Genomic DNA, 26,319 nt, shown 5'->3' with positions numbered 1-26,319 from the left:
TGAATTCACTACTTTTTTAATTCACGCAATAGATAGGCCATTGCTTTGGCTCGGTGGCTAAGTTCATTCTTAATGCCTGCTGGTAATTCGGCTGCAGAGCAGTGTTCACTAGGCACAAAAAATAAAGGATCATAGCCAAATCCATGTTCACCACGGGGTTCTTCTAAAATAAGACCTTCCCATGTTCCCTGACAAATCAAAGGGGTGGGGTCATTTGCATGTTTTAAGAAAACAAGAAGACATTGAAAGCGTGCTGTACGTTGCTGTGTTGAGACGGTAGCGAGTTCTCTGAGTAGTTTTTCAATATTCTCTGCATCTGAGGCTTGTTCACCTGCATAACGAGCAGAGTAAATACCTGGAGCACCATCCAATGCATCAACTTCCAAACCAGAATCATCAGCGATTGCTGGGAGACCAGTAATGCGAGAAGCATGGCGTGCTTTGATGATGGCATTTTCAACAAATGACAGACCTGTCTCTGCAACCTCGGAAACACCCATTTGTTTTTGAGGTAGCATTTTTATATTTAGACTGCCAAGTAAATGCTGTAGCTCATTTAGCTTACCTTTATTATTACTGGCTAATACAACTTGTTGGATATCTCCAGACATAGTTCAGACTAATCCTTATAAAACTTCTTGGTAAATTTAATAGAGATGGGAGATGAGTTTTCGCTAGCTGTCACAGAAATATTGAAGTGAAGAATTTCTTCGTTGGTGTAAGGAAATGTGGCTAAGTAATAAATAGCTTTTTGTTCTTTTACTTCATTAAATGCTAATGTGTTTTTTTGTTGTAATAGATTCACTGTTGAGCCAGAAACTTTGGCTGATACAGCTTCTGATCCAGTATTTGTTTTGTGTTGTACGGAAATATTGATAACACCAGATGCTCCACTTCTAGGTATATTGTAACGCTTTGCTATCTCAGGTTTAAGAAAGGTGCTAGGAAAAGCACTGTAGTGGACAGTATAGTCACCCTGTGTTTTGCTGTTACTTTCTTCAGCATAAGTGTTTGGTAACCAGAAAAGCATCAAAACGATCATAGTAAACACTTGCAACAGCTTGTTGCTTACAGAGAAATCCTGTGAATATAAATACGTTTTTGAAAAGTTAGGGTGCTTGAACATGACCAACCTCAGGGTGTTAAGACAAGAATGTTTGCAGTGTGTTGGTAGGGAAAACATATAATAATCTGTTGATTTTTAATTTCAGCCAGCATGAGCAGAGCTCTGTTGTTATTCCAATACACTGTTTTCATTAGAGTGATTGTTATTACTAGTATATTTAGATTTAATTCTACTTTATGACATAATAGCGAGTTACTTTTCAATATCGGTACTGTCCCCAAACAGCAGCTACCTATTTAATGGCGTTATAAGTAAGCGTTTTCAAAAAGAAAGTATAGCTAGCATTAGGCTTCTCTTCTGTCATCTAGTTGAATGTTATGTCTAACTTCTTGCTAGGCGGTAAATGGCGATTTCACCAAATACATTAGGTAAAATATGAAATAGCCAGTGGCCTTGGTGAGATTGGTCTACAACAGTCCTATTTAAAATTCGCAGACGCTTTGTTCGGCACAATTCCTCAAAGTCTTTGAAGGTACAGAAGTGGATATTGGGCGTGTCATACCAAGTATATGGCATAAACTTTGACACGGGCATTCTGCCTCGCTGAGCAAGGTAAAGTCGACAACGCCAGTGTCCAAAGTTAGGAAATGTAACAATACATTCATGGCCAACACGCATCATTTCATCAAGCACAAGATGTGGATAGTGAACTGCTTGCAGTGCTTGGGTCATTACAACAGTATCAAAACTATTATCAGTAAAATTTGATAAACCTTGGTCAAGGTTTTGCTGTATAACATTGACGCCTTTAGTCAGGCATTCGTTGATATAGATTTCATCTATTTCCAGGCCATATCCTTGTATGTCCTTGTGAGTCTGCAAGTGTTGAAGAAGAGTTCCATCACCACAGCCTAAGTCGAGTACTCGGCTGTTGGGTGTAATCCAGGGCTCAATAATGGCGAAGTCGTTACGCATATTATGCTACTTCCCTAATGATACGATTCATGTATGCGTAAAAAGCTTGTTTGTAACGGGCTATTGGTAATAAAAATGCGTCGTGGCCTTCTGGGGCATCGACCTCCAGATAGCTGACATCTTTTTTGGCATTTAGCAGGGCATCAACAATTTCTTTAGAGCGCTCAGGAGAGAACCGCCAATCTGTCGTGAACGAAATCAGTAAAAATTTACACTGTGTCTGCTCTAGTGCTGTCGTAAGGTCTCCATCAAATTCGGCTGCTGGGTCAAAATAGTCTAAGGCTTTAGTCATTAATAAATAGCTATTCGCATCAAAACCTTCTGAAAAGACTTCGCCTTGATAGCGCAGATAGCTTTCTACTTGAAAGTCTACTTCATAGTTAAAGTTGAGATGTCCACTGCGTAGATCGCGACCAAACTTGCTTCGCATGGCTGCATCTGAAAGGTAAGTGATATGGCCAACCATGCGCGCTAACATCAAGCCACTTTTGGGATACGTTGAGTTTTCAAGATAACGTCCACCATAAAAGTCTTCATCTTTCATAATGGCTTGGCGGGCAACTTCATTAAAGGCAATATTTTGTGCTGATAGTTTTGGTGCTGAAGCAATAATTAGTGCGTACCGGAGTCGTTCAGGGTAAGTCATACTCCACTGTAGTGCTTGCATTCCACCTAAGCTACCACCAATAACAGCAGCCCACTGTTCAATAGCAAAGTAGTTTGCTAGTGCTGCTTGAGTATTTACCCAGTCAGTGACGGTTACCACGGGAAAGTCAGGACCAAAAGGCTTACCTGTTTCAGGGTTAAAAGAGGTGGGTCCTGTGGAGCCATGGCAGCCTCCAATATTATTCAGAGAAACAACAAACAGCTCATTCGTATCAATAGGCTTGCCTGGGCCTATGTAATTATCCCACCAGCCAGGCTTTCGGTCTGACATGGAGTGGTAGCCTGCTGCATGGTGGTGCCCACTCAGTGCATGACAAATAAGTACAGCATTGGTTTTTTTGGTGTTGAGGTTTCCATAGGTTTCTACTTTAAGCTGATAGCCCTTTAATGTTCTACCACAAGCGAGTGTTAGTGGATCATCAAAAGTGATCGTTTCGGGCGTAACAAGGCCTACGGAATCGGCAGGAATTGATTCTGGCATATACTTCAAAAACCAATGATGAGTGTAACAAGCACATGCTATACCCTGCATGGAGGGTATACTTTCAGCTTGCGAGTGATATTCGCATATCACAGCATAACATCAACTGAAACAATACCATAGCGGTTGAAAGCCTATGACACAACAAGCAAGTTAATACTGTATCAGCTAAGCGCCAGATCAGTTAAAAGGCAGGAAGGTAGGCCATGAGCTTTGTTAAGGTTTGACTATTTGAACTATGGCCTGTGGAATTACTTTTTAGTGATGAATATTAAAACGGCAGATTGCCATTAAAGTCTGTATTACCCGTTGGTGATAAGTCACTGCCCATAAAAGTATCTGCAACAGCAAGTTGTTTTTCTCGGTCATTGATAAATAGGCCTAACTTCTCAGCACGCCATTGTTGGCCAGTATCAATCATAAGGTTTTTCAGCTGGACCATTTGTTGTTCAATAAGTTGCTTTTGCTCCAGGGTATGCTGAGTAAGGGGTAACAGAACATCTTCGTCCCAGTAAAGTACTTCTTTCTGTAGGGCATTAAGCACTTTTTTTGTGTTCAATAGCAGTGCATTGAAAAAGCGTTGAACAGTTAATCCATCTTTAGTGATGTAATCCTTTAACTGGAGGTTAATGCCTTCTGCACGACTTTGTAACGCCCTTAACTGACGAATAAAGCGGTTGAGGTCAAATTGAGGAGGCTTAAAGCTTTCTGTATTTGATACACTAGCTGTATTTTTATCATGATTCCCATGCTTTCTATAAAGTGAGGCTGCGAGCTTATTTGCCATGCCAACCTCCATTTGCAGAGAGCTTAAATCAAGGTAAATCATTCTAAAGAACTCTGAGATGCCTTGGGCAAGGCTTGCGCCAGGCTGCCAGTTATTGACTAAGTCTTGCTTTATTTTAAATAGGTATTGTTCAAACTGTTTTGTTTCTGCTGCTGCCTGGAGGAGCTCAGACTGTCTGGCTAGCATTCGTCGATTTGAGCGCAGTGTTAGTAAACGTTTGTGGAAGAGATCGTGTTCTTGCTTTGTTTGTTGGTTAAATGAATCAATAATGGCGTTATTATGGTCACTACTGATTTTTTGTTGTTGTTCGCGGAGCTCATTGTGACGCTCAACCATACTATTTCGGCTGTTATGCATCAGATCGAGTGTACCCCGTAAAACATTCTGGTTTAGTAAGCCTTCCTTATGTTGGCTAATCGCGTTGGAAATCTCTTCTTCCAAAGACTGAATTCGGCTTCGCTCTAGGAATCGAGCATTATTCTTGGTTTTACCCAAGATGGCGTGTTTGGCTGATACAGGAAGTATTTGTGTAGCTTCAAGTGACAATTTTTTAGCCACTGTACGACTACGGTGGTCAATGGTTAAATTGGTAAACCGCTCACCTTCAAGCTCATCCCACAATAAATCTATTTTATTCAGAACAGGAATGAGTGACTTATCCGTTTCGTCAAGAAATGTACGTATATGCTGGCGCCATAATGTTAAATCCCCCAGCCCAACACCGTTATCAGAACTAACAACAAAACAAATAGCTTGTGCAGTATTTAGTATATTCAGTGCTACTTCTGGCTCGTTACCATAGGCATCTAAGCTGGGCATATCAAAGATTCGAATGCCATGGTGCAGAAGGGGGTGATCAAAGTTAATGACGGCATAACGCCAACTGGGAACAAATACAGTGCCAGGTTTGGCTTCATTAGTTTCGAGTGCTCCGGGGGAAAAGCCTAATGCGATAGCTTCTTCCACTGAGACTTGCTTTGTACGTGATACTTCATTGAAGGCTTTTGTTAGCTCTTCAGTATTATTAGAGCGGAGTGGAATAGTCGTCCAGTGACTGAGCACCGCTTGATAGTATTCTATTGGTTGGTCACTTTTACGGGTTTCGATTGGAAGCAATCGAATTGCTGGCTGTAATGCTGGGTCAAAGGTTAGCTCTGTGGGGCACATGGTTGTGCGGCCTACCTCGCTGGGCAGCAATCGTTGTCCATACGTGGCGAAAAATAATGCATTGACCAGTTCTGTTTTACCTCTGGAGTTTTCACCCGTGAAAACCAACCCTATACGGTCTTCATTGAGAAGCCGAGTGGTTCGAGAAATACGTTGCTCTAACTCTTGGTTATCAAGTTTATTATTTTTTAACCAAGCATTATAACGGGCTAGCTGATTTTTGAGGTCAAGCTTCCATTGAATATAGTTTTCTATTTGGCATACTAGTTGGCCACGACTCATCGATGACTACCTTCTTATCCTGTTGCCGCTGCCTTACATCCAAGCAAAGAGATTCCCGCCATTTTCAGGCATGTCATATCAATTAAACGAAGCGGAAGCGAATTGGTCAATGTAAGTAGGGGGGTAATGTGACGAGCTGCGCAAAATTGTCAAATAATTGACGTCTAATCTTATTTTTTAAGTCACTTGTTGTGTTTTCTAATAAAAATATTCAATCAACATTGAAAGAAAAGGCATAGGTTTCTTTGAGTTGGCGTAAAAGTCATAGTGCAAGTGTCTTGTATATATGTTGAGTCCATCCTGTAAGCATGTTGTTTGTATCTGTAATAAAAAAGCGCTCTTAACAAGCGCTTATGGTAAAAAGAAATAACGTTAACTGTTTTGTGATTAATGAAGTGGCATTACAACACTGCGGATACTTAAAGAAAGCACTTCACTGTTGATACTTGCCAGGCTGACTAATAACCCTTGCTCAACAAAGAAAATGATAAAAATGATCACCATGACAGAAAAATCGAGCCCTCCTAATGGTGGAATTACTCTTCTCACTATACGTGTTACTGGCTCAGTCATTTGGTGGAGAATAATCAAGGCAGGATTGTAGCTTCCTGGTGCAACCCAGCTTGCTATCGCAATAATAATAAGTGCAAAAAAATAAAATTTAAGAATAGCGGCCAATAAACATAGAAACGCAGTAAATATTACTGCAAAAACACTTAAATCTGAGGGAAGAATTCCATCAAAAGCAGCAATGATATACAACAGAAGTATTTGAATAATAAAAGCCAGTGCCAAACTCGCCGTATCAATGCCTCCTACACTAGGAACAATGCGACGCAAAGGTATCAAAAGAGGATTAGTGGCTTTAACAATAAACTGCGAAATGGGGTTGTAAAAGTCTGCACGAACAAGCTGCAATATAAGGCGAAGCAGAACAGCTAAAATATAGAGTCCTACTACGGTCTGTAAGATGTAGTTTAGTGAACTGAGTATAGGCGAATGCATAGATTTATTAATCCTTGCTGATTTCTGGAGCGCATATTCTTGTTAGGTCAGCTTTTTACCATGTTGTGTCACCATTATTGTTGACTACTGACCTTTAGTGATTAATCAAATAAGGATGTTAGCCTTTATTTTCAATAGTAGTGTTACTTAGGGTCATTAAGTTCTTGGGCGCGTTGTTTTGCGGCAGTGGTTGCTTTATTGACCAGTTGTCGCAAATTATTTTGTTCAAACACACTTAACGCCTGAGCTGTGGTTCCTCCTGGTGAAGTCACATTTTGTCGTAAAGTGGCTATTTCCTGGTCACTTTCACTGGCTATTAAGGCTGCTCCTTTGGCTGTTTGCATAACCAATTGTTTTGCTATATCAGGAGAGAGCCCATGTTGAATAGCTGCATCAATGAGAGATTCCATGAAAAGAAAGAAATAAGCGGGGCCACTGCCTGAAATGGCGGTAATAGTATCAAGCGTATTTTCGTCATCTACCCAGCAAGTGATGCCCACAGCGTTAAATATTGACTCACAATAAGCTTTTTGTTCATCAGAGACATAGTCATTAGCATATAGTCCTGTTGCTCCACAGCCAATCATTGCTGGTGTATTAGGCATTGCTCTAATAATGGGGAGTTCAATGTTAAAGTGTTGTTGAATGGATGATGTTGTAATACCTGCGGCAATGGATAAAAACAATGTTTTATCTAAAGATGGCTGGTCACTTAATCCATTTAGCACACCTGACATTACTTGAGGCTTAACAGCCAAGATGACGATATCAGCATGTTTCACTGCTTCATTGTTATCACTACTGGTGTTGATACCCAAGTTTGAAGCAAGAGATGTTAAAGTTTCCACTTTAGTATCTGTAGCCCAGATTAAGTTAGGCGAATAACCTTGTGTTAATAACCCGTTTATGATGCTTTTAGCCATATTGCCTGCACCAATAAAAGCAAGCGTTGGTTTGTGCATGAGAACTCCTTTTTGGTTACTTGTTGCAGGCTGGTTATTTTCTGGCACCAAATAGGGCTGTACCAATTCGCACAATAGTGGCTCCCTCTTTTATGGCTACTTCCATATCATTACTCATCCCCATGGATAATGTATCTAGCTTTGCTTCAGGGAATGTGTGCTGAAGGTGCTTTAAGGCTTGGGCCAGTCGATGAAACTGTTGCTGTTGAACTATTGGGTCTGCGGAGGCTAAAGGAATTGCCATTAGTCCGCGCAAAGACAAATTAGACAGTTGTAGTATTTCAGCCGCTAAAGGCTCCAGTTGGTCGAGTAAAACCCCTGACTTAGATGGTTCTTCACTAATATTTACTTGAATACATATATTAAGCGGAACCATGCCCAGGCGGGCATTATTTAAGCGTTGTGCTATTTTTAAACGATCTACACTATGTACCCAAGAAAAATGTTGAGCAATTGTTTTGGTTTTATTGGACTGAATAGGTCCAATAAAATGCCAACTAATATCTAGGTGGGACAGTTTACTTATTTTGAGCAGGGCTTCCTGTAGATAATTTTCACCAAACAAGGTCTGGCCTGCTGCATAGGCTTCTTCTAATGACTCGAGAGGCTGGTTTTTACTTACAGCTAATAGTTGTACATCGTTTTCACTTCGCCCAGCTAGCTGCTGAGCAGTACTTATTCGTTGGCGTATGGCCTGTAGGTTATTAGCTATGTTTGACATGGTAAACCACGATTCAGACTGCTTGGTAAGAGGATAATAAACCATGTCATCTTAAATCAAAATATTCACAAAGGCTTTCACTTCAAAAAGAAGCCATACTTATCCTTGAAAAAAAGTGTGTTATGGCGAGGCTGGTCTTAAGCTGGATAGCTAGCTGTACAGGTAGATTAGGGCTTTTGGAAAGACAGAGCTAAGCTGTAAAAAAAGAAGTTATAAATGTTTGGGGAACTCAAATGGATATCACTGAGTTGTTGGCATTTAGTGCAAAACAGGGGGCATCAGACCTTCATATTTCTGCAGGATTGCCTCCTATGATTAGGATTGATGGCGATGTTCGTCGCATCAATCTTCCACCTATGGAGCATAAAACAGTTCATGGTTTGATTTACGATATCATGAACGATAAGCAACGGCGTGACTATGAAGAGTTTATGGAAACAGACTTTTCATTTGAGGTGCCAGGTGTAGCACGCTTTAGGGTTAATGCATTTAACCAAAACCGCGGTGCAGGTGCGGTATTTCGGACCATCCCTTCTAAAGTACTCACGATGGAAGAGCTGGGAATGGGGCAAACATTTAAAAATATTTGTGCCATTCCTCGGGGAATCGTACTGGTAACGGGGCCAACCGGTTCAGGTAAGAGTACAACACTTGCGGCTATGTTGGACTACATTAATGAGCATCGTTACGAGCATATTTTGACAATTGAGGACCCCATTGAGTTTGTTCATGAGTCAAAAAAATGCTTGGTTAACCAGCGGGAAGTTCACCGAGATACATTAGGCTTCGCCGAGGCCTTGCGTTCAGCGTTGCGGGAAGATCCCGATATTATTCTGGTAGGTGAGATGCGGGACTTGGAGACTATCCGCTTAGCCCTGACAGCAGCAGAAACGGGTCACTTAGTATTTGGGACTTTGCATACAACCTCAGCAGCAAAAACGATTGACCGGGTGGTTGACGTATTCCCTGCTCAAGAAAAATCTATGGTTCGTTCTATGTTATCCGAATCTTTGCAGGCGGTTATCTCTCAGACGTTGTTAAAGCGAGTTGGTGGTGGTCGTATTGCAGCCCATGAAATCATGATTGGTACACCAGCTATTCGAAACCTGATTCGTGAGGATAAGATAGCTCAGATGTACTCAGCGATTCAAACGGGTGCCAGTGTGGGGATGCAAACACTGGATCAGTGTCTTAAAGACTTGCTACAGCGTGGCCTGATTTCCAAAGAATCAGCCAAAGAAAAAGCCAAAATACCTGAGAACTTTTAAAGATATATTTGCTGTTGAGTTTTCAGCATTTTCATTGGAGTTGGTTTTATGGAAATTGAGAAGTTATTACGTGTAATGGTGGAAAAAGCGGCTTCTGACTTATTTATTACCGCAGGTGTGCCACCCAGTATTAAAGTTCATGGACGTATAGTGCCTGTAACCAAAACAGCAATGTCTCCTGAAAAAACCAGAGAAACTGTTTTGGGGGTAATGAATGAAAAGCAACAGCAAGAGTTTTTGGAAAACCATGAATGTAACTTTGCTATAAGTGCGCGAGGTATTGGTCGTTTTCGGGCAAGCGCCTTTTATCAGCGTAACCTTGTTGGCATGGTGCTGCGGCGTATTGAAACAAGTATTCCAAAAGTGGATGACTTAGGCCTTCCTGATGTGATTAAAGACTTAGCTATGGCTAAGCGTGGCTTAATTATTTTTGTGGGTGCAACAGGAACAGGTAAGTCAACCTCATTGGCTTCAATGATTGGCCACAGAAATGCCAATAGCTCTGGGCACATTATCAGTATTGAGGATCCTATCGAGTACATTCATCAACATCGTGGTTGTATTATTTCTCAGCGAGAAGTGGGCCTTGATACCGATAGTTTTGAAATAGCATTGAAAAACACATTACGTCAGGCTCCTGATGTCATTATGATTGGTGAGGTTCGAAGCCGAGAAACCATGGAGTACGCTGTTGCATTTGCTGAAACAGGACACTTGTGCCTTGCAACATTACACGCAAATAATGCTAACCAGGCGCTTGATCGGATTATCCACTTTTTCCCTGCTGATCGGCATGGGCAGATCTGGATGGACTTATCGTTAAACTTACGTGCAATTATTGCACAACAATTGGTGCCTACACCGGATGGAAAAGGACGACGTGCAGTTATTGAGGTATTACTCAATACACCATTAGCATCTGATATTATTCGTAAAGGTGCTGTGCATGAGTTAAAACCTTTAATGACTAAGTCAACTGAGTTGGGTATGCAGACATTTGACCAAGCGCTTTATAGTTTGTATGTGCATGGTGAAATAACGTATGAAGATGCACTGGCACACGCTGACTCACCCAATGACTTACGTTTAATGATTAAACTAGGTTCTGAAACAGACTCTGAGCACCTGAATAGTGTTGCTGGTGGCCTTAGTATTCAAGAAGAAGACACAGATAGACAGCGCCTGTTTTAGAGGTAAGAAAGGGATAGCTTGTTCAATAATTATCATTTGATGAATAAAAAAAGCCCATGATCTTGCAAGTGCTGGTTTAGATAGGATGCAGAGCCAGCCAGGTCTCAAGAATAAGCTGTGCAGCAAGACTGTCTATAGGCTTTGCCGCATAATCTCCCTTATGTCCTAGTTCTGCAGCATATTGCTTTGCTTCGAAACTACTTAGTCGCTCATCCATAGGAAACCAAGGCTTATTGAAGCGGCCGTGAAGTCGGTTACCAAACTTTCTTGCCCTTCGGCTCATTTCGCTCTCGGTACCATCCATATTGCAAGGAATACCTACCACAAAAGCATCAGGCTGCCATTCTTTGATGATATCAGCTATTACATCCCAGTTTGGAATACCATCACGTGCTTTGATAGGGGGTAAAACAGAGGCTGTTCCAACAAGGCGCTGACCTGTTGCCACACCTATTGATTGCGTCCCAAAGTCAAAAGCCAAAAGACTCTTTATGGTAGAGGGTATAGTCATTTTAATTTCTGGGGTATTCAACGTAGATCAGGCGTGGCCGGCAACAGGAGAAAGCATACTGCGATTAATACCTAATGCGGCAACAGCTGCATTCAAACGGTCACCAATGGGTGTTTTGAATAGAATATTTGGGTCAGCTTTACAAACCAGCCAAGAGTTATCGAGAATTTCCTGCTCAAGTTGACCTTTATCCCACCCAGAATAACCTAGTGCGATAAGTGCATTTTCAGGACCTTCATTTTGGGCGATAGCTAATAATATATCTTTTGACGTTGTTAGCTGAATACCAGGCGCGACTTGCAGGGTGGCATCCCAACTACTATCACTGGGGGGGTGAAGTACAAAGCCTCGTTCAAGTTCAACAGGACCGCCTGCACAGATGATATCACTGACATGAGCATTGCCATGAGAAGGGGTAATACCCACTTGGCGGAAGATCTCATCCAAGGTTAAGCCTGTTGGGCGATTAATTACAATACCCATTGCTCCCTGCTCGTTATGTTCACAAATATAAGTCACAGAGTCAGCAAAGTTTGGATCTTTTAAGTGCGGCATGGCAATTAAAAAGTGATCCTTGAAGCTTTGGGTAGGTGTAGTATTCATATTAAAAGTATTGGGGCTTCATTCTTTTAATACAAGCCCCAAGGAAAGAAAAACTAAAAACTTGAAAGGTAGTTACCCTTTTCAAACCGCCATGTGCGGATAATCTCAAGGATATCAATGTCGTTGAGGTCTCCTGTGAAAGGAGGGTATGGTGCTGCAGCTTTAACAATCTTTATTGCTGCAGAGTCAAGAATCTTATGACCTGATGATTTCATAACTTGAATGTTATGAAGGCTGCCATCTGCATTGATGGCTACCAGTAAGCGAAGGCTACCGTACAGTTTGCGTTCTCTGGCTTCTTGGGGATAGTTTAAGTTACCCACACGTTCAACCTTACGGCGCCAAGCATCTTTATAGTATGCACCTTTGTCCTGCATTGTAGAGGCTGCAGTTAAGCGATGGATGCGAGGACGCTTGGCATAGGTTTGAACTTGCTGGTCAAACTGAGCTTCAAGAGATGCAATTTCTGAACTTAAGTCTATGCGGCGGCGTGTTTTCTCTTGGCTGCTTTTCTTAAGTTTCTTTTTTTCTTCTTGCTGCTTGTGAATTTTTTGAGTACTACTTTGGGTGGTCGTGACTATATTGGATTTTTGCTGCTTTTGGGTAGGAGCTGCTTGAGGTTGTGGTTGGGGGACTACTTTCCTTACCTGATTATCACGAAATTGTGCTTTCCGATTTGTTGTGGGAAGTGCTTTCTCTTTTTGTGTTCCACTACCTTCTTGGTTTGCTTGAGCCAAAAAGTCTGCATCTTTGATTTTTTGACTACTTTTGTAATTTGCTAAAGTGATCTCTAGTGTCTGAGTAGGAGCAGGTTTATCAGGTGACTTGAAACCTACGCAATAAATTACCAGCGCATGAATTACTAACGCAATAAATAGATTAAATAGCAGGCGATCATTGGCAGATACTAGAGTTTTCGCTTGAACCATACCGTTACTCATCCAGCTTAGTTTACTTCCATTTGGTTTGAAGCGCCTTGCCCCATATTAACCTGCAGGAGGCTGATAAAAGGGGCAAGTTTGCCAACCCTGTATGAAAAAGTCTATGAAGTACTCCGCGCTTGGAGCTTTTTTTCTATGCAATTCATCAGTTCGTAAGCGATATCTAATTGAAATATAGCGTCAAGTTCTCGAATACAGGTAGGACTTGTGACATTTATTTCTGTCAAAAAGTCGCCAATAACATCAAGACCCACAAAAATAAGCCCTTTTTCCTGTAAAACAGGGCCAACTTGTTCAGCAATCCATAAGTCTCGTTCAGAGAGAGGCTGACCAACACCAGAGCCCCCTGCGGCCAGGTTGCCACGTAGCTCACCTTTGGCTGGTACCCGAGCAAGTGCGTAGGGTATCGGCTTGCCATCTATAAGGAGAATCCGCTTATCGCCTTCTTTTATAGCAGGAATATATTGTTGTGCCATGATCTGCCGCTGGCCATGTAGTGTTAGCGTTTCAATGATGACACTTAAGTTGGAGTCATTGGGTTGTACACGAAAAATAGAACTTCCTCCCATACCATCTAACGGCTTGTAAATAACATCACCATAAGTAGCTGCAAACTCTTTAAGTAAGTCTACTCGTCGTGAGATACACGTTGGAGGTGCACATTGGGGGAATTGAGTTGCAAAGAACTTTTCATTGCAATCCCTAAGACTTTGTGGGTTATTGACAACCAGGGTGCCTTGGTTATGGGCTTGCTCTAATAAATAAGTGGCATAAATATATTCATTATCAAAAGGTGGATCCTTACGCATTAAAATAACATCAAGGCTTGATAAAGGAATGCGTTGTGGTTCCTCCAAAGAAAACCAGTGGTTGGGGTCTTCAAACACGGTTAATGGGCTGGCAATGCCCATGCTTTGACCTTGGTTTTGGTAGATATCTTCAGGCTCCAGGTAGAATAGGGACCAGCCGCGTTTTTGTGCGGCAATTAACATTGCTAGTGAACTATCTTTTTTATAATTGATAGTTTTAATAGGGTCCATCACTATTCCGAGCCGTACTGTCATATACACACCCTAGTGTTGCCTTCAGTTTAAAGATATGTTTAAGGTGATGAAGTTTACCCTTATTGCCATTTGATAGCTAAACTATTTATAAGGTAAACAGTTGCTAGCTATATGCAAATATGCTTCAAGGAATAGAAGCTCCCTCATATACTTGTCAAGAGGCTACAATAAAGGAATGTTGAACACGTAACGTTTCTTATAGATTGCACTAGGAATGTGTGTTAAAACATTTGACGGCATGGAATTCTGTCTAACTTTTAGTGGTCAAACCACTGCTAATGAGACAAAAGTAATTTCCTTTGGGCTGAAGGCTTAAGATATGGAAGATGATTTTAAGAGTTTGAAGGTGATGGTGATTGACGATAGTAAGACTATTCGTCGCACAGCGGAAACTCTGCTCAAAAAAGTTGGGTGTACAGTCGTGACTGCGACTGATGGTTTTGATGCCCTGGCTAAAATTGCAGATACGCAGCCAAACATCATCTTTGTTGATATCATGATGCCACGCCTTGATGGTTATCAGACCTGTGCACTGATCAAAAATAACAGTGCATTTAAATCGACACCTGTGATTATGCTATCAAGCAAAGATGGTTTGTTTGATAAGGCAAAAGGCCGCATTGTTGGCTCTGACCAGTATCTCACTAAGCCTTTTAGCAAAGAAGAGCTACTTGGGGCAATTCGGGCGCATGTAAATACGAGTTCTAGCGCCTCTGCCAATGCGTAATTTGATTTAAGTAATTTTAAAGAGCCATTCCTTTATAGTGGAGTGGTCTTGGTAATGTTTGTAGCTGGGGGATTTATGGCTCGAGTATTAATTGTTGAAGACTCTCCTACTGAACGGTACAAGCTTAAAGAAATGCTAGAAAAGCACGGCCATGAAGTTTTGGAAGCTGATAACGGCGCTGATGGTGTTGCACTAGCACGAGATCAGAAGCCAGATGCCGTATTAATGGACATTGTTATGCCTGGATTAAATGGTTTTCAGGCTACACGACAGTTGACGAAAGATCCTGATACTAGTCATATACCTGTGATTATTGTTACGACAAAAGATCAGGAGACAGATCGTGTATGGGGTAAACGTCAGGGTGCAAAAGATTATCTTACGAAACCTGTCGAGGAATCTGTTTTGGTAAAAACACTCAATAATGTACTTTGAGGCTGGTTGTAAGAGTGGTTTAAATCATGTCAGAAGTGCAACATCCTTTTGAGCTTCTTCAATCGATTGCTAGACGTTGCCGTCAACATGCGGCGGGTCTTCCAGCCCAAACTGAAGTTAAAGCCCAGTGGAGTGGAATAGGTTTCCGTCTTGCTAACTTGAACTTTGTGGCCCCAATGGGTGAAGTGGCAGAAATCTTACCAGTTCCTAACTATACTCAATTGCCAGGAGTACAAAGTTGGGTAAAGGGAATCGCGAATGTTCGTGGACGATTGTTACCCATAATGGATTTACCAACTTTTCTCGGACATCAGCTGGCTTCTGCACGAAAAAGCCGGCGCATACTGGTTGTTGAACATGGTGAGCTGTTTAGCGGATTAGTGGTTGATGAGGTCATGGGGATGCAGCATTTCCCTGTGGATGGCTACTCAGATCAAATACCACGCAACACACCAGAAGCGCTTCAGTCTTTTGTGACGGGCTCTTATGAGAGAGAAGATGGTCGCTGGCTGATTTTTAGCCTGTATGCTCTGGCAGAGCACCCAAGCTTTTCAAAAGTTGCTGTATAGGAATTGAAGTAGTAGGAAGCAGCAGGGTGGCGTAACCACCATTATTTTGTTTAACACTGTGCCATAACAAGAAGCTGTAGGCCATGTGGGGGCCAAATACATATGAAGGGTATATCTGCGAAGAACCAAACCAGCCAAATAATCGCTGCATTGTTTGTGCTGTTAATTGTCTCATTAGTTGCGATGATCGCAAACTTCTTTTATGTAAATAACAAAGCCTCTGAAGACAAGGAATATATAGGTCACTCAGGGGAGTTGCGGGTACTTTCTCAGCAGATAGCGAAAAACTCTACAGAGGCTGCAGCAGGTAAGGGTGATGCATTTAAACTGCTGCGTAAAGCCCATGACGCTTTCAATTCTAGTTTCACTACATTGCAGAAGGGTTCTGATGAATTACCTGCAGTAGTGCAGCAGAATTCAGAAACTCTAAATCAGCAGATGAATTCCCTAGCGACGATATGGCAGCGAGTGAGTAAAAACGCTAATGACATCATGAATACAGAAGATACTGTACTCTCACTGCATGATGTGGCAGGCACCTTATCTGAAACAGTCCCACAGCTACAAATTGAATATGATGAGGTGGTAGAAATCCTTTTGGAAACTAATGCACCTGCAGCACAGGTTGCACTAGCACAAAAGCAATCTTGGTTGGCAGAACGTATTCTGGGTAGTGTAAACAAAGTTTTGGAAGGTACTGAAGACTCAGTTATGGCCGCTGATAGCTTCGGTCGAGATGCAAGCTTATTTGGTCGCGTTTTACGTGGAATGATCAATGGTGATAGCGAGCTGGGTATTACACGAGTAACTGACAGCGAGGCTATCGACCGGTTAAATGAAATTTCTGACTTGTTTGAGTTTGTTGATGGTAGTGTGGATGAAATTCTTGAGACTTCCCCTGAGCTGTTTCAGGTACGTGAAGCGTCAGACCAGATCTTCGCTGACTCACAATTACTGCTACAAGAAGCATCTAAGTTAGTAACGCTGTTTGAAGACTTAGAGGGTGAGCGGGTAATCAGTACACAAACTGGGGCATTATTTGGTTTGTTGGCTGTATTATCAATTGTCTTGATTGGTTTGGTTATGGTTCGTGATACCCGCCAACGCTTACAGGAACAAGCAGAACATAACGAGCAAAACCAGGCCGCTATATTACGTCTACTTGATGAACTTGCTGACCTGGCGGATGGTGACTTAACCGTATCGGCGACGGTAACAGAAGATTTCACGGGTGCGATTGCGGACTCTATCAACTTCTCTATCGACCAGCTGAGGCAGCTGGTATCAACCATTAACAATACTGCGGTACAAGTGGCTTCTGCAGCCCAAGAAACTCAGGCAACAGCAATGCATCTTGCTGAAGCGGCAGAACACCAGGCGCAGGAAATTGCAGGCGCGTCTGCAGCGGTTAATGAAATGGCTGTTTCGATTGACCAGGTATCTGCTAACGCCTCTGAGTCAGCTGCGGTAGCGGAGCGGTCGGTGGCTATTGCGAATAAAGGTAATGAGGTTGTACAAAATACCATTGCCGGGATGGATACGATTCGTGAACAGATTCAGGATACATCTAAGCGTATTAAGCGTCTGGGTGAATCATCTCAAGAAATCGGGGATATCGTATCGCTGATTAATGACATCGCCGACCAAACGAACATTCTGGCATTGAATGCGGCGATTCAGGCATCGATGGCTGGGGACGCAGGACGTGGTTTCGCGGTTGTTGCCGATGAGGTACAGCGCTTGGCGGAACGTGCATCTGCTGCAACCAAACAGATTGAAGCGTTGGTTAAAACCATTCAGACCGATACCAACGAAGCAGTAATCTCGATGGAGCAAACAACTTCAGAAGTGGTAAAAGGTGCTCGCTTGGCACAAGATGCGGGGGTGGCACTGGAAGAAATTGAGAAAGTATCGAAAAACCTTGCTGACTTGATTCAAAACATTTCTAACGCAGCACGTCAACAGGCCTCATCAGCAGGTCATATCTCTAATACGATGAACGTAATTCAAGAGATTACAGCACAAACCTCTGCGGGTACCAATGCGACTGCTAACTCTATCGGACACCTTGCTGAACTGGCTACTGAAATGCGGAAATCGGTAGCAGGTTTTAAACTGCCAGAAGGTTAATAACCCCTTTGGTATATGACATCGTTTAGTTTAATTCAAAGGTGGGTCGCCTGAAGTAAGTGAGCATGATAACTAAAGATTGGTCAATGCAGTCACTGCCTGACATGGACCAACAACAGTTTGAGCAGTGGCAGTCTCTTCTTGAAGATAGGACTGGCATGCGTATATCTGAGCAAAGAAAGTCGTTCTTACAAACCAGTGTTGGTATACGCATGCGTGAGTTGGGGTATTCAGATTATCAAACCTATTTTGAAGAGATCATGAATGGCCCTGCTGCAGCACAAGAGTGGACAACTCTTGTAGATCGTTTGACTGTTCAAGAAACCAGCTTCTTTCGGCACCGTCCATCCTTTGAAGTCGTTGAAGAATACTTAAGCCAACGTGTAAGCGAGTTCAACAAGCCTATTGAAATTTGGAGTGTTGGCTGCGCAACCGGTGAAGAGCCATATTCTCTGGCGATGCTCGCAAATGCAGTTCTCGGTAAACAAGGCAAATCTCAATATTTTGGTGTAACTGGAACGGATATTAGTGTGCCTGCTTTGGCTAAAGCCAGGCAGGGAATCTATAGTCAGCGTAAACTAGAAAATATAGATGCAGACATTCGTGATCAATACTTTAGAAGTATTGGGCAGCAAAAATTTGAGGTAAATCCAGAGCTTAAAGAGCGGGTTTGTTTTTCCCGTGTTAATGTTTTGGAGCTTAATAAGGCCCCAATGTACGGTATGGATATTATTTTTTGCCAAAACCTACTGATTTATTTCCGACGTTGGCGGCGCAAGATGATCGTGAATTGCCTAGTTGAGCGTTTAGTACCAGGGGGGTTATTGGTGCTAGGGCTAGGGGAAATTGTAGATTGGAAGCACTCAGATCTGCGGCGCGCATACACTGATCGTGCTTTAGCTTTTATCAAGCATAAGGCTGCGAATTGATGACAAGTGGAGTAGTTATGGGTGATCGCCACGACTATGTAGCCCTGGACTGGGTTAAAGGTGAAATAGAAGAAACGCTTAAACAAGCACGGCAAGCGCTAGAGGCTTATGCGGAAAACCCCCAGGATTCTACTAAGCTTCGCTTTTGCTTGAATTATATTCACCAGGTGCATGGTACTTTGCAAATGGTGGAGTTTTATGGAGCTGCGTTGCTTGCAGAAGAAATGGAGGCGCTTGCTAAAAGCTTACTGGATGAAACTGTCTCTAATAAGGGGGAAGCACACGAAGTACTCATGCAGGCAATGCTCCAGTTACCCATGTATCTGGATAGGGTCCAAAGTGGACGCCGTGACTTACCTGTTATTCTGCTACCTATTCTTAATGATATTCGTGCTGCTCGTGGTGAAAGTCTCCTTTCAGAAACATCATTATTTTCTCCTGATTTAAGCCAAAGAAACCCAAAGCTGAGTGATGCCGCTTTAGCCAAGTTAAAGGGGGAAAGCTTTAATACATTGGTGCGTAAGCTACGACAGATGTATCAGTTTGCCATGGTAGGTATTTTGCGCGACCAGCATATGGCAGAAAACCTAGGCTATATGGCAAAAGTTTTTAATCGGCTTGAGCAGCTCTTCATGAAAACCCCTTTGGGGCAATTATGGTGGATTGCATCAGGTGTAATTGATGGGCTCAATAATGGATCGATTCATAACAGCTCAACCATACGCGCATTACTAAGACAAATTGATATTGAGTTAAAACGGGTCACTGAAGAAGGTCCAGAGTCACTCAATCAGCCAGCACCTGATGATTTACTCAAGAATCTACTCTACTACGTTGCAAAAGCTGATAATGAAACACCACGTATTAGAGCACTTAAAGAAGCCTTTAACCTTGTTGATGCACTGCCCGATGAAGATACCCTGAATCAGGAAAGAGACTTGTTCTCAGGGCCAGATAAAGAAGCAATGGCTTCTGTGGTTACTGTCTTAACTGATGAGCTGACAAGTATCAAAGAGGCGCTGGATCTTTTTGTTCGTAGTGACCGTCGGGATATGACGCACTTTGAAGAGCAAGTGCCTGTACTTAAACGTATAGCAGATACAATAGCAGTTTTAGGGCTTGGAATCCCTCGTAAAGTGCTTATGGAGCAGCTTGATATCATGCAACAGATGGTTGCTGGTAGCAGAGAGATGGATGATGCTGCTCTCATGGATATTGCGGGTTCTTTGCTTTATGTCGAAGCAACCCTGACAGGGATTATTGATAGCTCTACTGGCAAGCAGCGGGTGACAGAGAGTGTTGTGCCTGTCTCTGAGATGAGTGAGGCACATGAAGCGGTTATTCGAGAAGCAAGGAATGGGTTAGAACAAGCCAAAGATGCGATTATCGAGTTTATTGCTTCACAGTGGAATCATCAGAACTTATTAAACGTACCTGAAGTTCTGGATGCTGTTCGTGGCGGCTTGGTCATGATTCCGTTAGAAAGGGCTGCAACATTAATTGCAGCCTGTCGACGTTATGTAAAAGAACAATTACTCGATAAGAAACAAGTACCTCAATGGCAAGCGCTGGATACTCTGGCTGATGCTATAACCAGCGTGGAATATTATTTAGAGCGGCTTTCTGAAGGTAATACCAGTCAGAATGAATTGATTCTTGATGTTGCGGAAGAAAGTCTTGTTCACTTAGGTTTTAGTAGTGATGACTTGCGTCAGTCCCCAGTAAGACCAGAAGCTGAAGTACTGGCAGAAGCTGAAGCCCGTCAAGCGGAAGAAGCTGCAGACACCTCAGGTGATGAAGAAGAAGGCCCAGTACTGAAGGAGTCTGAAGAACCTGAAGCGCTTGAAGAAGTACTACCTGTTGAAGAGCCTGAGGCTATAACTCTTGAAGAGGCTCAAGAAGAGCCAGAAGAAGCCATAGCACTGGAAGAAGTTGCTCAAGAGATGCCAGTTGAAGGTATTTTGGAAGCGCCTCCTGAAGAGCCTGTAACCGTTACAGCAGAACCTGAGCCTGTTGATGAAGAAGAAGAAAGCCTGATCGATGATGAGGTGATTGAAATCTTCATCGAAGAAGCAGGTGAGGTTTTAGAAACCATTAATGAATACTTACCTAAATGGCAGCATAACCTTGATGATGCTGATGCACGTGGTGAGGTTAGGCGAGCATTTCATACCTTAAAAGGTAGTGGTCGTTTGGTAGGAGCCACTGTGGTTGGTGAACTTGCCTGGGCTATTGAAAACATGCTAAATCGAGTGATCGATAATACCATCAGCATTAGTGATGATATTTTCGATCTGGCCAGGAGAGTTACTAATAGGCTGCCAGGACTGGTTAAAGACTTTGAAAACAAGCAGCAGAAACAAACACCTGATGTTGATGCATTTATTGCTGAAGCGGAGGCTTATGCTAAAGGGTTACCTTTTGAAAAGCCCGTAGCAGTTGAGGAGCCAGCAGAAGAGCCACTTATAACTGAAGAAGACTTCGCTGAAGAGCAGGCAACACTTGAGGCTGAGGAGTTAACACCAAGTGAAGCTATTTGGGAATCCTCAGTTCAAACATTAACGGAGGATGAGCAGGAGTTACCTGCTGAAGATGAGGAAACTAAAGCTGAGTCTGTTGAGGAAGTTGAAGCAATTCCACTGCCAGAAGAAGAGAAAGGTGGAGTAGCAGAAGAGCTTGAGCTGCTACAGATGGGATTGACTGAGGAAGATTTTCCAGAAACAGAAGAAGTGGAAGTATCATTACCCAGTGAGGCAGTACCTGAGTTTGATCCTGTCTTGCTTGATATTTTCCATGATGAAGCGGTTTCTCACTTTGAAACGCTTAAGCAGTTTGTCGCCCAGTATCATGAAGTCAAACAACCTATTGCTATTGATGAAGCATTGCAGCGAGCACTTCATACCCTAAAAGGTAGTGCTCATATGGCGGGTGTTGTTTGTATCGCTCAACTTGTTTCACCCCTGGAACAGTTGATTAAGGATTTACGAGCGAATTTGGCTAAAGCGGATCAAGAGGTTGTTCTTATCCTTCAAAGAGCGACTGATCTTGGTGAAGTTGCTTTAGCATCAATGAAAGCTAACCCTCTGTTGCAACTTGATGGGCTTGATCAGTTTTTGCACGATGTAGCGCAGATCCATAAGCGACTGTTTGCTGAAGAAGCATCTGAAGATGAGACTGTAGAACAAGATACCCAAGTTATCTCTATGTTTTTAGCTGAAGGCATGGAAGTACTGCTGGATGCCGGGGAGATTCTTGAGGAATGGAGTCGTAACCCAGTTGCAGGTGATGAGTTGAATATGCTCCTAGAGGAGCTGGAAACTCTGGCTAAAGGCGCAGAAATTGCTGAGTTAGACCCTGTTGCGGAGCTCTGTGAAGCACTGATTGATGCTTATAAAGCCGTGGTTGAAGGACGATGCCCATTAAGTGATGACTTTTTCAAAGCTGTTCGTGATGGCCATGAACAGCTAATAAGCATGATGGATAGCATAGCTGCAGTGCAAACAGTAGAGCCTGCTACTGAGTGTATTCAGCAGCTCCATCGATTAACAATGGAGCAGGAAGAAAGTATTGAGCTGGCTGAGCCTGCTGAAGTAGAAGAAATTGATCTGAATGCAGATCTAGAAGAGTCTTTAAGCCTTGATGAAGAAACGCTACCAATTATTGAAGTAGATACCGATATAGATATGGGGTTACCAGAAGGAGAGCTGGAAACCTTAAATATTGAGGCAGAAGAAGTTCCAGAAGAGCCAATTCAATTGGGTGAGCTAGGTGAAGAAGCATTAGAGTTAAGCACTCAAGAGCCTACACCTGTTGAACAAGCACCTGTACCTCCACCCGCTGTAGTGGTCACTGAAGAAGAAAAAGGCCCTTCGATAGACCCTGAACTTGTTGAGATCTTTCTGGAAGAAGCTGGCGATATTATGGAAAGCACAGCTAGCTCTTTGCAAAAGTGGATTGAAAATCCAGAAAGCACCATGGAAGTGAAAGAACTACAACGAGATCTGCATACGTTAAAAGGTGGTGCCAGAATGGCAGAGATCACCCCGATTGGTGATTTTAGCCATGAGTTGGAGTTTATCTATGAAGGTTTAAGTGATGGTCGTTTGAAGACAGAAACGCCACTCTTTGATCTGCTGCTGGCATGCCATGACTTACTAGCAGATATGCTTGATGAGCTTCAAACTCAAGGGCGCTGTCGAAATGTCGACTGGCTTATTGACTCATTAAAAACCTACCGAGCCAATCCTGATAGCGGTATTCCAAATATTCACAAACTGTTATCGCAGTCGAGTGAGCTTGAGGAAGCCAGCCCTCCAAAGCTAGAACAGGGCCAGGCTCCGTCAGGTACTGGTGAGCTGGCGGAGGTTAGTCCTCATGAGCCTGAAATTACTCAAGATCTAGATGATCTAGCGCTGGCGGATACTGATGTGCTGGATATATTCTTGGAAGAAGCTGTTGACTTAGTCGATGGTGTAGAGCGATCAACGGATGCTTGGCGGAAAGACCCTGCTAATGGCCAATATGCAGATGAGTTGTTACGTCTGCTTCATACACTGAAAGGGGGAGCCCGTCTCGCAGGGCTTTCTAAGTTGGGTGATTTTACTCATGAGTTTGAGATGTTTATTACCCAAGCTCAAAATCGCTTACCTGATTTGGAAGGTGCTTTTTTTGCTGATGTTTTCTCTCGGCAAGATCAGCTACAAACGCATGCTGATCATGTGAAAAAACATATGTCAGGTGAAGAGCCTGCACCTGTTGAAAAACCTTCCCCTGCAGCAGAGCCATCAGCAGAGATTTTACCCTTTACGCCAAAGCCCAAGGTGCCAGAAGTGGTATCACCAGGGGATACCATTCCTGCCAAAGTGAAACCAATTTCAGCGGCAAAGCGAGCGGGTGCTAAAGGTCGCCAGCCCCAAGAAATGGTAAAAGTACCTGCTGACTTATTGGAAAGCCTGGTTAACCTCGCAGGGGAAACCAGTATTTCGAGAGGTCGGGTTGAGCAGCAAATCTCCGATATTAGTTTTACGCTTGAGGAAATGCATACCACTATTGAGCGGGTACGTGAGCAGCTTCGCCGTCTTGATATTGAGACACAAACTCAAATTATCTCTAAGCACGAAGCAGAGGCTGCATCAATGGCCTTAGAGTTTGACCCATTAGAAATGGACCAATACTCCGAGCTGACCCAGCTATCTCGTTCACTCTTTGAGTCTGCCAGTGACTTGATGGACTTAAAGGAAGCACTTGTTGATAAAAACCGTGATGCTGAAACACTTCTACTGCAGCAGGCTCGCGTTAATACTGAGCTGCAAGAAGGGTTAATGCAGACACGCATGGTACCTTTTAACCGGTTAATGCCGCGGCTACGCCGAATTGTCAGGCAGATTTCCAGCGAGCTGGACAAGCAAGTTGAGTTTAATGTTGAGAACGCTGAAGGTGAAATGGACCGAACCGTTTTAGAGCGTATGGTTGCGCCTTTAGAACATATGCTACGTAATGCGGTTGACCATGGTATAGAGTCAGAAGAGCTGCGTAAGGCATCAGGTAAAGATGCTGTAGGGCAAGTCACATTAAGTTTATCTCGTGAAGGCGGTGATATTCTGCTGGAGATGAGTGATGACGGCAGTGGGGTTAACCTTGATGCAGTCAGAGCGAAAGCGATTGAACGCGGACTCATGGACCCAGAGGCGGACCTTTCCGATAATGAGATACTGCAGTTTATTTTGGAAGCAGGCTTTAGTACGGCTCGCGCTGTTACCCAGATTTCAGGTCGTGGTGTGGGTATGGATGTTGTGCATAGCGAGATAAAACAACTGGGTGGCTCAGTCACGATTCACTCAGCACCAGGTAAAGGAACAACATTTCGAGTTCGACTACCTTTCACGGTATCGGTTAACCGTGCATTGATGGTGTACATTGGTGAGGACTTATATGCTATTCCTTTAAACAGCATTGAAGGGGTCGTTCGGGTTAGTCCTTATGAGCTTGAAGCGTATTATGAAGATGATGCTCCAGACTTCGAATATGCTGGCCAGGATTACAAGCTGAAGTACCTGGGCGACTTGTTACATCGATCTGGCAAGCCTAATTTACAGGGTGCGTTGGCACCCTTACCCGTGATTTTGACACGTGGTGCTGAACACAGTGTTGCACTTCAAGTCGATAGCTTAGCGGGTAGCCGGGAGATAGTTGTAAAAAGTCTTGGCTTCCAGTTTGCGAGCTTACCTGGTGTATCTGGTGCTACTATTTTGGGTGATGGTCGCGTTGTAATCATCCTTGATGTGGTCGCACTGATACGTTCTGACTTCGCTCATCAAGGCTTGCTTCTTACTGCAGAAGTGGTTGAAGAGGTTGAAGTACCTGTTGCTAAAGTTGATCGTGCACCACTTGTTATGGTTGTTGATGACTCAGTAACGGTACGTAAAGTAACCTCTCGATTGTTAGAGCGTAATGGTTATGAGGTCTTACTGGCTAGGGATGGTGTTGAAGCCATTTCCTTGTTGCAAGATCGCAAGCCAGACGTCATGTTGCTGGATATTGAAATGCCAAGAATGGATGGCTTTGAGGTTGCCAGTACCGTACGAAATGACAGACGTTTAAAGAGCGTACCTATTATTATGATAACCTCGCGTACTGGCGAGAAACACCGGGAGCGTGCATTGGCCATTGGAGTCAATGAATACTTAGGTAAACCCTTCCAGGAAGGACCCTTACTGGAAACAATTGAGCGAATGGTAAAAACGGATGCCTAATGAAGGCAAAAGTGGATGGCGGGGAAAAATAGGTGTTGTTGCAGATTCATCGCTGCAACGGCATCTACTACAAGTGTTGATGCAAACCCATCACTATGATGTGTTAATCAATACCTCACCTGACCGTCTTGAGCCAAGCCACCATGAACTAAAGGTTGATGCGTGGTTCATTGATATAATTGGAGAGGATGGCTGGGCTGAACCACTTGATGACTTGCTGGATACAAGTGAAGTGCCCGTGTTATTTGGTGAAGGTGAGGCTCCTGCCAGAACTTCAGAGCTATACCCGCGCTGGGAAAGGCGAATACTGGCAAAGTTTGAGCAAGAAGTCATTCCCACATTGCAAGAGCAGGTTGAAGATAAGCAATCTGTTGAGCGGCCAACCATTCCTACGCTATCAGCCCCTGTAAAGCTTGATTTTAAGGCTCGGGAAAAGGTTATCGAGTTACCTGACTTGCCGAATAGGGATTTTGCATCAGAAGATCCACAACGAATATGGGTGTTAGGCGCATCGCTGGGTGGGCCGAGTGCTGTTAAAGCATTTTTAGACTGTCTGCCAAGTGATTTACCCATTGCCTTTGTTTATGCACAACATATCGATGTAAGCTTTGAAGAAGTATTAGTTAACTCTGTTGGCCGGCATAGCTGTTTAAAAGTGAAAAATGTCATTGAAGGGGATAGGCTCCGGAGTGGTGAAGTGCTTGTGGTACCTATAGAACAAGAAATTGTCTTCGATTTTGATCAGACGGTTCAGTTCACTGGAGAGACCTGGCCTGGTCCCTATAACCCCTCAATAGACCAGGTGATGCTCAATGTGTTGGCAGGTTTTCAGGAAAAATGTGGCGCCATAATTTTTAGCGGCATGGGCCAGGATGGTGCTGATGCAGCTGAGTTTTATGCTGAACGTAAACTACCGCTATGGACACAGTGTAAAGAAAGTTGTGCGAGTAGTACGATGCCTGATGCGATAGTGGCTAAGGGGCTTAGTGCTTTTAGTGGTACACCTCAACTGCTTGCTCAACAATTGGTTGAAACATTAGTAGCTGATATAAAAAAAAATCCTGGACTAACAGCCTAGAAATGATTT

At 43.2% G+C, this 26,319-nt stretch carries 21 protein-coding genes; 9 read left to right on the top strand and 12 right to left on the bottom strand.

All coding sequences use genetic code 11. The features are described 5' to 3' along the window. Positions 1-8: 8 nt before the first annotated feature. The 8 genes from rdgB to KCG35_RS00425 all read right to left on the bottom strand — a co-directional run bounded on the left by rdgB (position 9) and on the right by KCG35_RS00425 (position 8,112). Complete coding sequence (gene rdgB / locus KCG35_RS00460) at positions 9-611, bottom strand: RdgB/HAM1 family non-canonical purine NTP pyrophosphatase (protein ID WP_215817688.1); 603 nt, start codon at positions 609-611, stop codon at positions 9-11. Positions 612-619: 8 nt separating this feature from the next. Then, complete coding sequence (locus KCG35_RS00455; RefSeq protein ID WP_215817687.1) at positions 620-1,042, bottom strand: DUF4426 domain-containing protein; 423 nt, start codon at positions 1,040-1,042, stop codon at positions 620-622. A 405-nt stretch (positions 1,043-1,447) separates the two neighbouring features. Next, a complete protein-coding gene (metW, locus tag KCG35_RS00450; RefSeq protein WP_215817686.1) occupies positions 1,448-2,041 on the bottom strand; it encodes a methionine biosynthesis protein MetW in 594 nt (197 codons plus the stop codon). Position 2,042: 1 nt separating this feature from the next. Continuing rightward, positions 2,043-3,188, bottom strand: coding sequence for a homoserine O-succinyltransferase MetX (metX, locus tag KCG35_RS00445; protein ID WP_215817685.1), 1,146 nt, complete (start codon positions 3,186-3,188; stop codon positions 2,043-2,045). Between the two features lie 271 nt (positions 3,189-3,459). Continuing rightward, positions 3,460-5,424 (bottom strand): dynamin family protein, encoded by a 1,965-nt coding sequence (locus KCG35_RS00440; RefSeq protein WP_215817684.1) that lies wholly within the window; start codon positions 5,422-5,424, stop codon positions 3,460-3,462. Positions 5,425-5,811: 387 nt separating this feature from the next. After that, positions 5,812-6,429, bottom strand: coding sequence for a YggT family protein (locus KCG35_RS00435; protein ID WP_215817683.1), 618 nt, complete (start codon positions 6,427-6,429; stop codon positions 5,812-5,814). 143 nt (positions 6,430-6,572) lie between these two features. Further along, the gene (proC, locus tag KCG35_RS00430) at positions 6,573-7,391 is read right to left on the bottom strand and encodes a pyrroline-5-carboxylate reductase (protein WP_215817682.1); all 819 of its coding nucleotides are present in this window, start codon (positions 7,389-7,391) and stop codon (positions 6,573-6,575) included. A 34-nt stretch (positions 7,392-7,425) separates the two neighbouring features. Further along, positions 7,426-8,112, bottom strand: a complete 687-nt coding sequence (locus KCG35_RS00425) for a YggS family pyridoxal phosphate-dependent enzyme (protein WP_215817681.1) — start codon at positions 8,110-8,112, stop codon at positions 7,426-7,428. Between the two features lie 233 nt (positions 8,113-8,345). Here KCG35_RS00425 and KCG35_RS00420 point away from each other — a divergent pair, with 233 nt between their 5' ends. Continuing rightward, on the top strand, positions 8,346-9,380 hold the full coding sequence (locus KCG35_RS00420) for a type IV pilus twitching motility protein PilT (RefSeq protein ID WP_215817680.1): 1,035 nt from the start codon (positions 8,346-8,348) through the stop codon (positions 9,378-9,380). Positions 9,381-9,428: 48 nt separating this feature from the next. Then, on the top strand, positions 9,429-10,571 hold the full coding sequence (locus KCG35_RS00415) for a PilT/PilU family type 4a pilus ATPase (protein WP_215817679.1): 1,143 nt from the start codon (positions 9,429-9,431) through the stop codon (positions 10,569-10,571). A gap of 76 nt (positions 10,572-10,647) precedes the next feature. On the opposite strand, the gene ruvX is transcribed toward KCG35_RS00415, so the two are convergent. The 4 genes from ruvX to gshB all read right to left on the bottom strand — a co-directional run bounded on the left by ruvX (position 10,648) and on the right by gshB (position 13,690). Next, a complete protein-coding gene (gene ruvX, locus KCG35_RS00410) occupies positions 10,648-11,082 on the bottom strand; it encodes a Holliday junction resolvase RuvX (RefSeq protein WP_215817678.1) in 435 nt (144 codons plus the stop codon). A gap of 27 nt (positions 11,083-11,109) precedes the next feature. Beyond that, positions 11,110-11,685: a YqgE/AlgH family protein gene (locus KCG35_RS00405; RefSeq protein WP_215817677.1), complete on the bottom strand. Its 576-nt coding sequence runs from the start codon at positions 11,683-11,685 to the stop codon at positions 11,110-11,112. Positions 11,686-11,738: 53 nt separating this feature from the next. Next, the gene (locus KCG35_RS00400; RefSeq protein WP_230408917.1) at positions 11,739-12,614 is read right to left on the bottom strand and encodes an energy transducer TonB; all 876 of its coding nucleotides are present in this window, start codon (positions 12,612-12,614) and stop codon (positions 11,739-11,741) included. Between the two features lie 113 nt (positions 12,615-12,727). Next, complete coding sequence (gshB, locus tag KCG35_RS00395; RefSeq protein WP_215817675.1) at positions 12,728-13,690, bottom strand: glutathione synthase; 963 nt, start codon at positions 13,688-13,690, stop codon at positions 12,728-12,730. A 319-nt stretch (positions 13,691-14,009) separates the two neighbouring features. Here gshB and pilG point away from each other — a divergent pair, with 319 nt between their 5' ends. From pilG to KCG35_RS00360, 7 genes are all read left to right on the top strand, one after another. Further along, complete coding sequence (pilG, locus tag KCG35_RS00390; RefSeq protein WP_027706675.1) at positions 14,010-14,417, top strand: twitching motility response regulator PilG; 408 nt, start codon at positions 14,010-14,012, stop codon at positions 14,415-14,417. A 75-nt stretch (positions 14,418-14,492) separates the two neighbouring features. Continuing rightward, entirely contained in the window at positions 14,493-14,852 is a 360-nt protein-coding gene (pilH, locus tag KCG35_RS00385; RefSeq protein WP_094789489.1) for a twitching motility response regulator PilH, read from the top strand. Between the two features lie 26 nt (positions 14,853-14,878). Then, positions 14,879-15,421 carry a chemotaxis protein CheW gene (locus tag KCG35_RS00380; RefSeq protein ID WP_215817674.1) on the top strand — a complete coding sequence of 181 codons (543 nt, stop codon included), beginning with the start codon at positions 14,879-14,881 and terminating at the stop codon, positions 15,419-15,421. 102 nt (positions 15,422-15,523) lie between these two features. After that, positions 15,524-17,551, top strand: a complete 2,028-nt coding sequence (locus tag KCG35_RS00375) for a methyl-accepting chemotaxis protein (RefSeq protein ID WP_215817673.1) — start codon at positions 15,524-15,526, stop codon at positions 17,549-17,551. A gap of 65 nt (positions 17,552-17,616) precedes the next feature. Further along, the gene (locus KCG35_RS00370; RefSeq protein ID WP_215817672.1) at positions 17,617-18,480 is read left to right on the top strand and encodes a CheR family methyltransferase; all 864 of its coding nucleotides are present in this window, start codon (positions 17,617-17,619) and stop codon (positions 18,478-18,480) included. A gap of 17 nt (positions 18,481-18,497) precedes the next feature. Then, positions 18,498-25,232 carry an Hpt domain-containing protein gene (locus KCG35_RS00365; protein ID WP_215817671.1) on the top strand — a complete coding sequence of 2,245 codons (6,735 nt, stop codon included), beginning with the start codon at positions 18,498-18,500 and terminating at the stop codon, positions 25,230-25,232. Continuing rightward, on the top strand, positions 25,225-26,310 hold the full coding sequence (locus KCG35_RS00360; protein WP_215817670.1) for a chemotaxis protein CheB: 1,086 nt from the start codon (positions 25,225-25,227) through the stop codon (positions 26,308-26,310). Before KCG35_RS00365 ends, KCG35_RS00360 begins: the two co-directional genes overlap by 8 nt. Positions 26,311-26,319: the final 9 nt, after the last annotated feature.

This window comes from Zooshikella harenae (assembly GCF_018837975.1).
GTDB classification, from domain to species: Bacteria; Pseudomonadota; Gammaproteobacteria; order Pseudomonadales; family Zooshikellaceae; genus Zooshikella; species Zooshikella harenae.
Note: the sequence above shows the minus strand (reverse complement) of the source record. Positions and strands in the feature narration are given on the sequence as shown.

Coding starts and splice junctions, on each gene's coding strand:
- rdgB (WP_215817688.1), bottom strand. CDS start 611: ATGTCTGGAGATATCCAACAAGTTGTATTAGCCAGTAATAATAAAGGT.
- KCG35_RS00455 (WP_215817687.1), bottom strand. CDS start 1,042: ATGATCGTTTTGATGCTTTTCTGGTTACCAAACACTTATGCTGAAGAA.
- metW (WP_215817686.1), bottom strand. CDS start 2,041: ATGCGTAACGACTTCGCCATTATTGAGCCCTGGATTACACCCAACAGC.
- metX (WP_215817685.1), bottom strand. CDS start 3,188: ATGCCAGAATCAATTCCTGCCGATTCCGTAGGCCTTGTTACGCCCGAA.
- KCG35_RS00440 (WP_215817684.1), bottom strand. CDS start 5,424: ATGAGTCGTGGCCAACTAGTATGCCAAATAGAAAACTATATTCAATGG.
- KCG35_RS00435 (WP_215817683.1), bottom strand. CDS start 6,429: ATGCATTCGCCTATACTCAGTTCACTAAACTACATCTTACAGACCGTA.
- proC (WP_215817682.1), bottom strand. CDS start 7,391: ATGCACAAACCAACGCTTGCTTTTATTGGTGCAGGCAATATGGCTAAA.
- KCG35_RS00425 (WP_215817681.1), bottom strand. CDS start 8,112: ATGTCAAACATAGCTAATAACCTACAGGCCATACGCCAACGAATAAGT.
- KCG35_RS00420 (WP_215817680.1), top strand. CDS start 8,346: ATGGATATCACTGAGTTGTTGGCATTTAGTGCAAAACAGGGGGCATCA.
- KCG35_RS00415 (WP_215817679.1), top strand. CDS start 9,429: ATGGAAATTGAGAAGTTATTACGTGTAATGGTGGAAAAAGCGGCTTCT.
- ruvX (WP_215817678.1), bottom strand. CDS start 11,082: ATGACTATACCCTCTACCATAAAGAGTCTTTTGGCTTTTGACTTTGGG.
- KCG35_RS00405 (WP_215817677.1), bottom strand. CDS start 11,685: ATGAATACTACACCTACCCAAAGCTTCAAGGATCACTTTTTAATTGCC.
- KCG35_RS00400 (WP_230408917.1), bottom strand. CDS start 12,614: ATGGTTCAAGCGAAAACTCTAGTATCTGCCAATGATCGCCTGCTATTT.
- gshB (WP_215817675.1), bottom strand. CDS start 13,690: ATGACAGTACGGCTCGGAATAGTGATGGACCCTATTAAAACTATCAAT.
- pilG (WP_027706675.1), top strand. CDS start 14,010: ATGGAAGATGATTTTAAGAGTTTGAAGGTGATGGTGATTGACGATAGT.
- pilH (WP_094789489.1), top strand. CDS start 14,493: ATGGCTCGAGTATTAATTGTTGAAGACTCTCCTACTGAACGGTACAAG.
- KCG35_RS00380 (WP_215817674.1), top strand. CDS start 14,879: ATGTCAGAAGTGCAACATCCTTTTGAGCTTCTTCAATCGATTGCTAGA.
- KCG35_RS00375 (WP_215817673.1), top strand. CDS start 15,524: ATGAAGGGTATATCTGCGAAGAACCAAACCAGCCAAATAATCGCTGCA.
- KCG35_RS00370 (WP_215817672.1), top strand. CDS start 17,617: ATGATAACTAAAGATTGGTCAATGCAGTCACTGCCTGACATGGACCAA.
- KCG35_RS00365 (WP_215817671.1), top strand. CDS start 18,498: ATGGGTGATCGCCACGACTATGTAGCCCTGGACTGGGTTAAAGGTGAA.
- KCG35_RS00360 (WP_215817670.1), top strand. CDS start 25,225: ATGCCTAATGAAGGCAAAAGTGGATGGCGGGGAAAAATAGGTGTTGTT.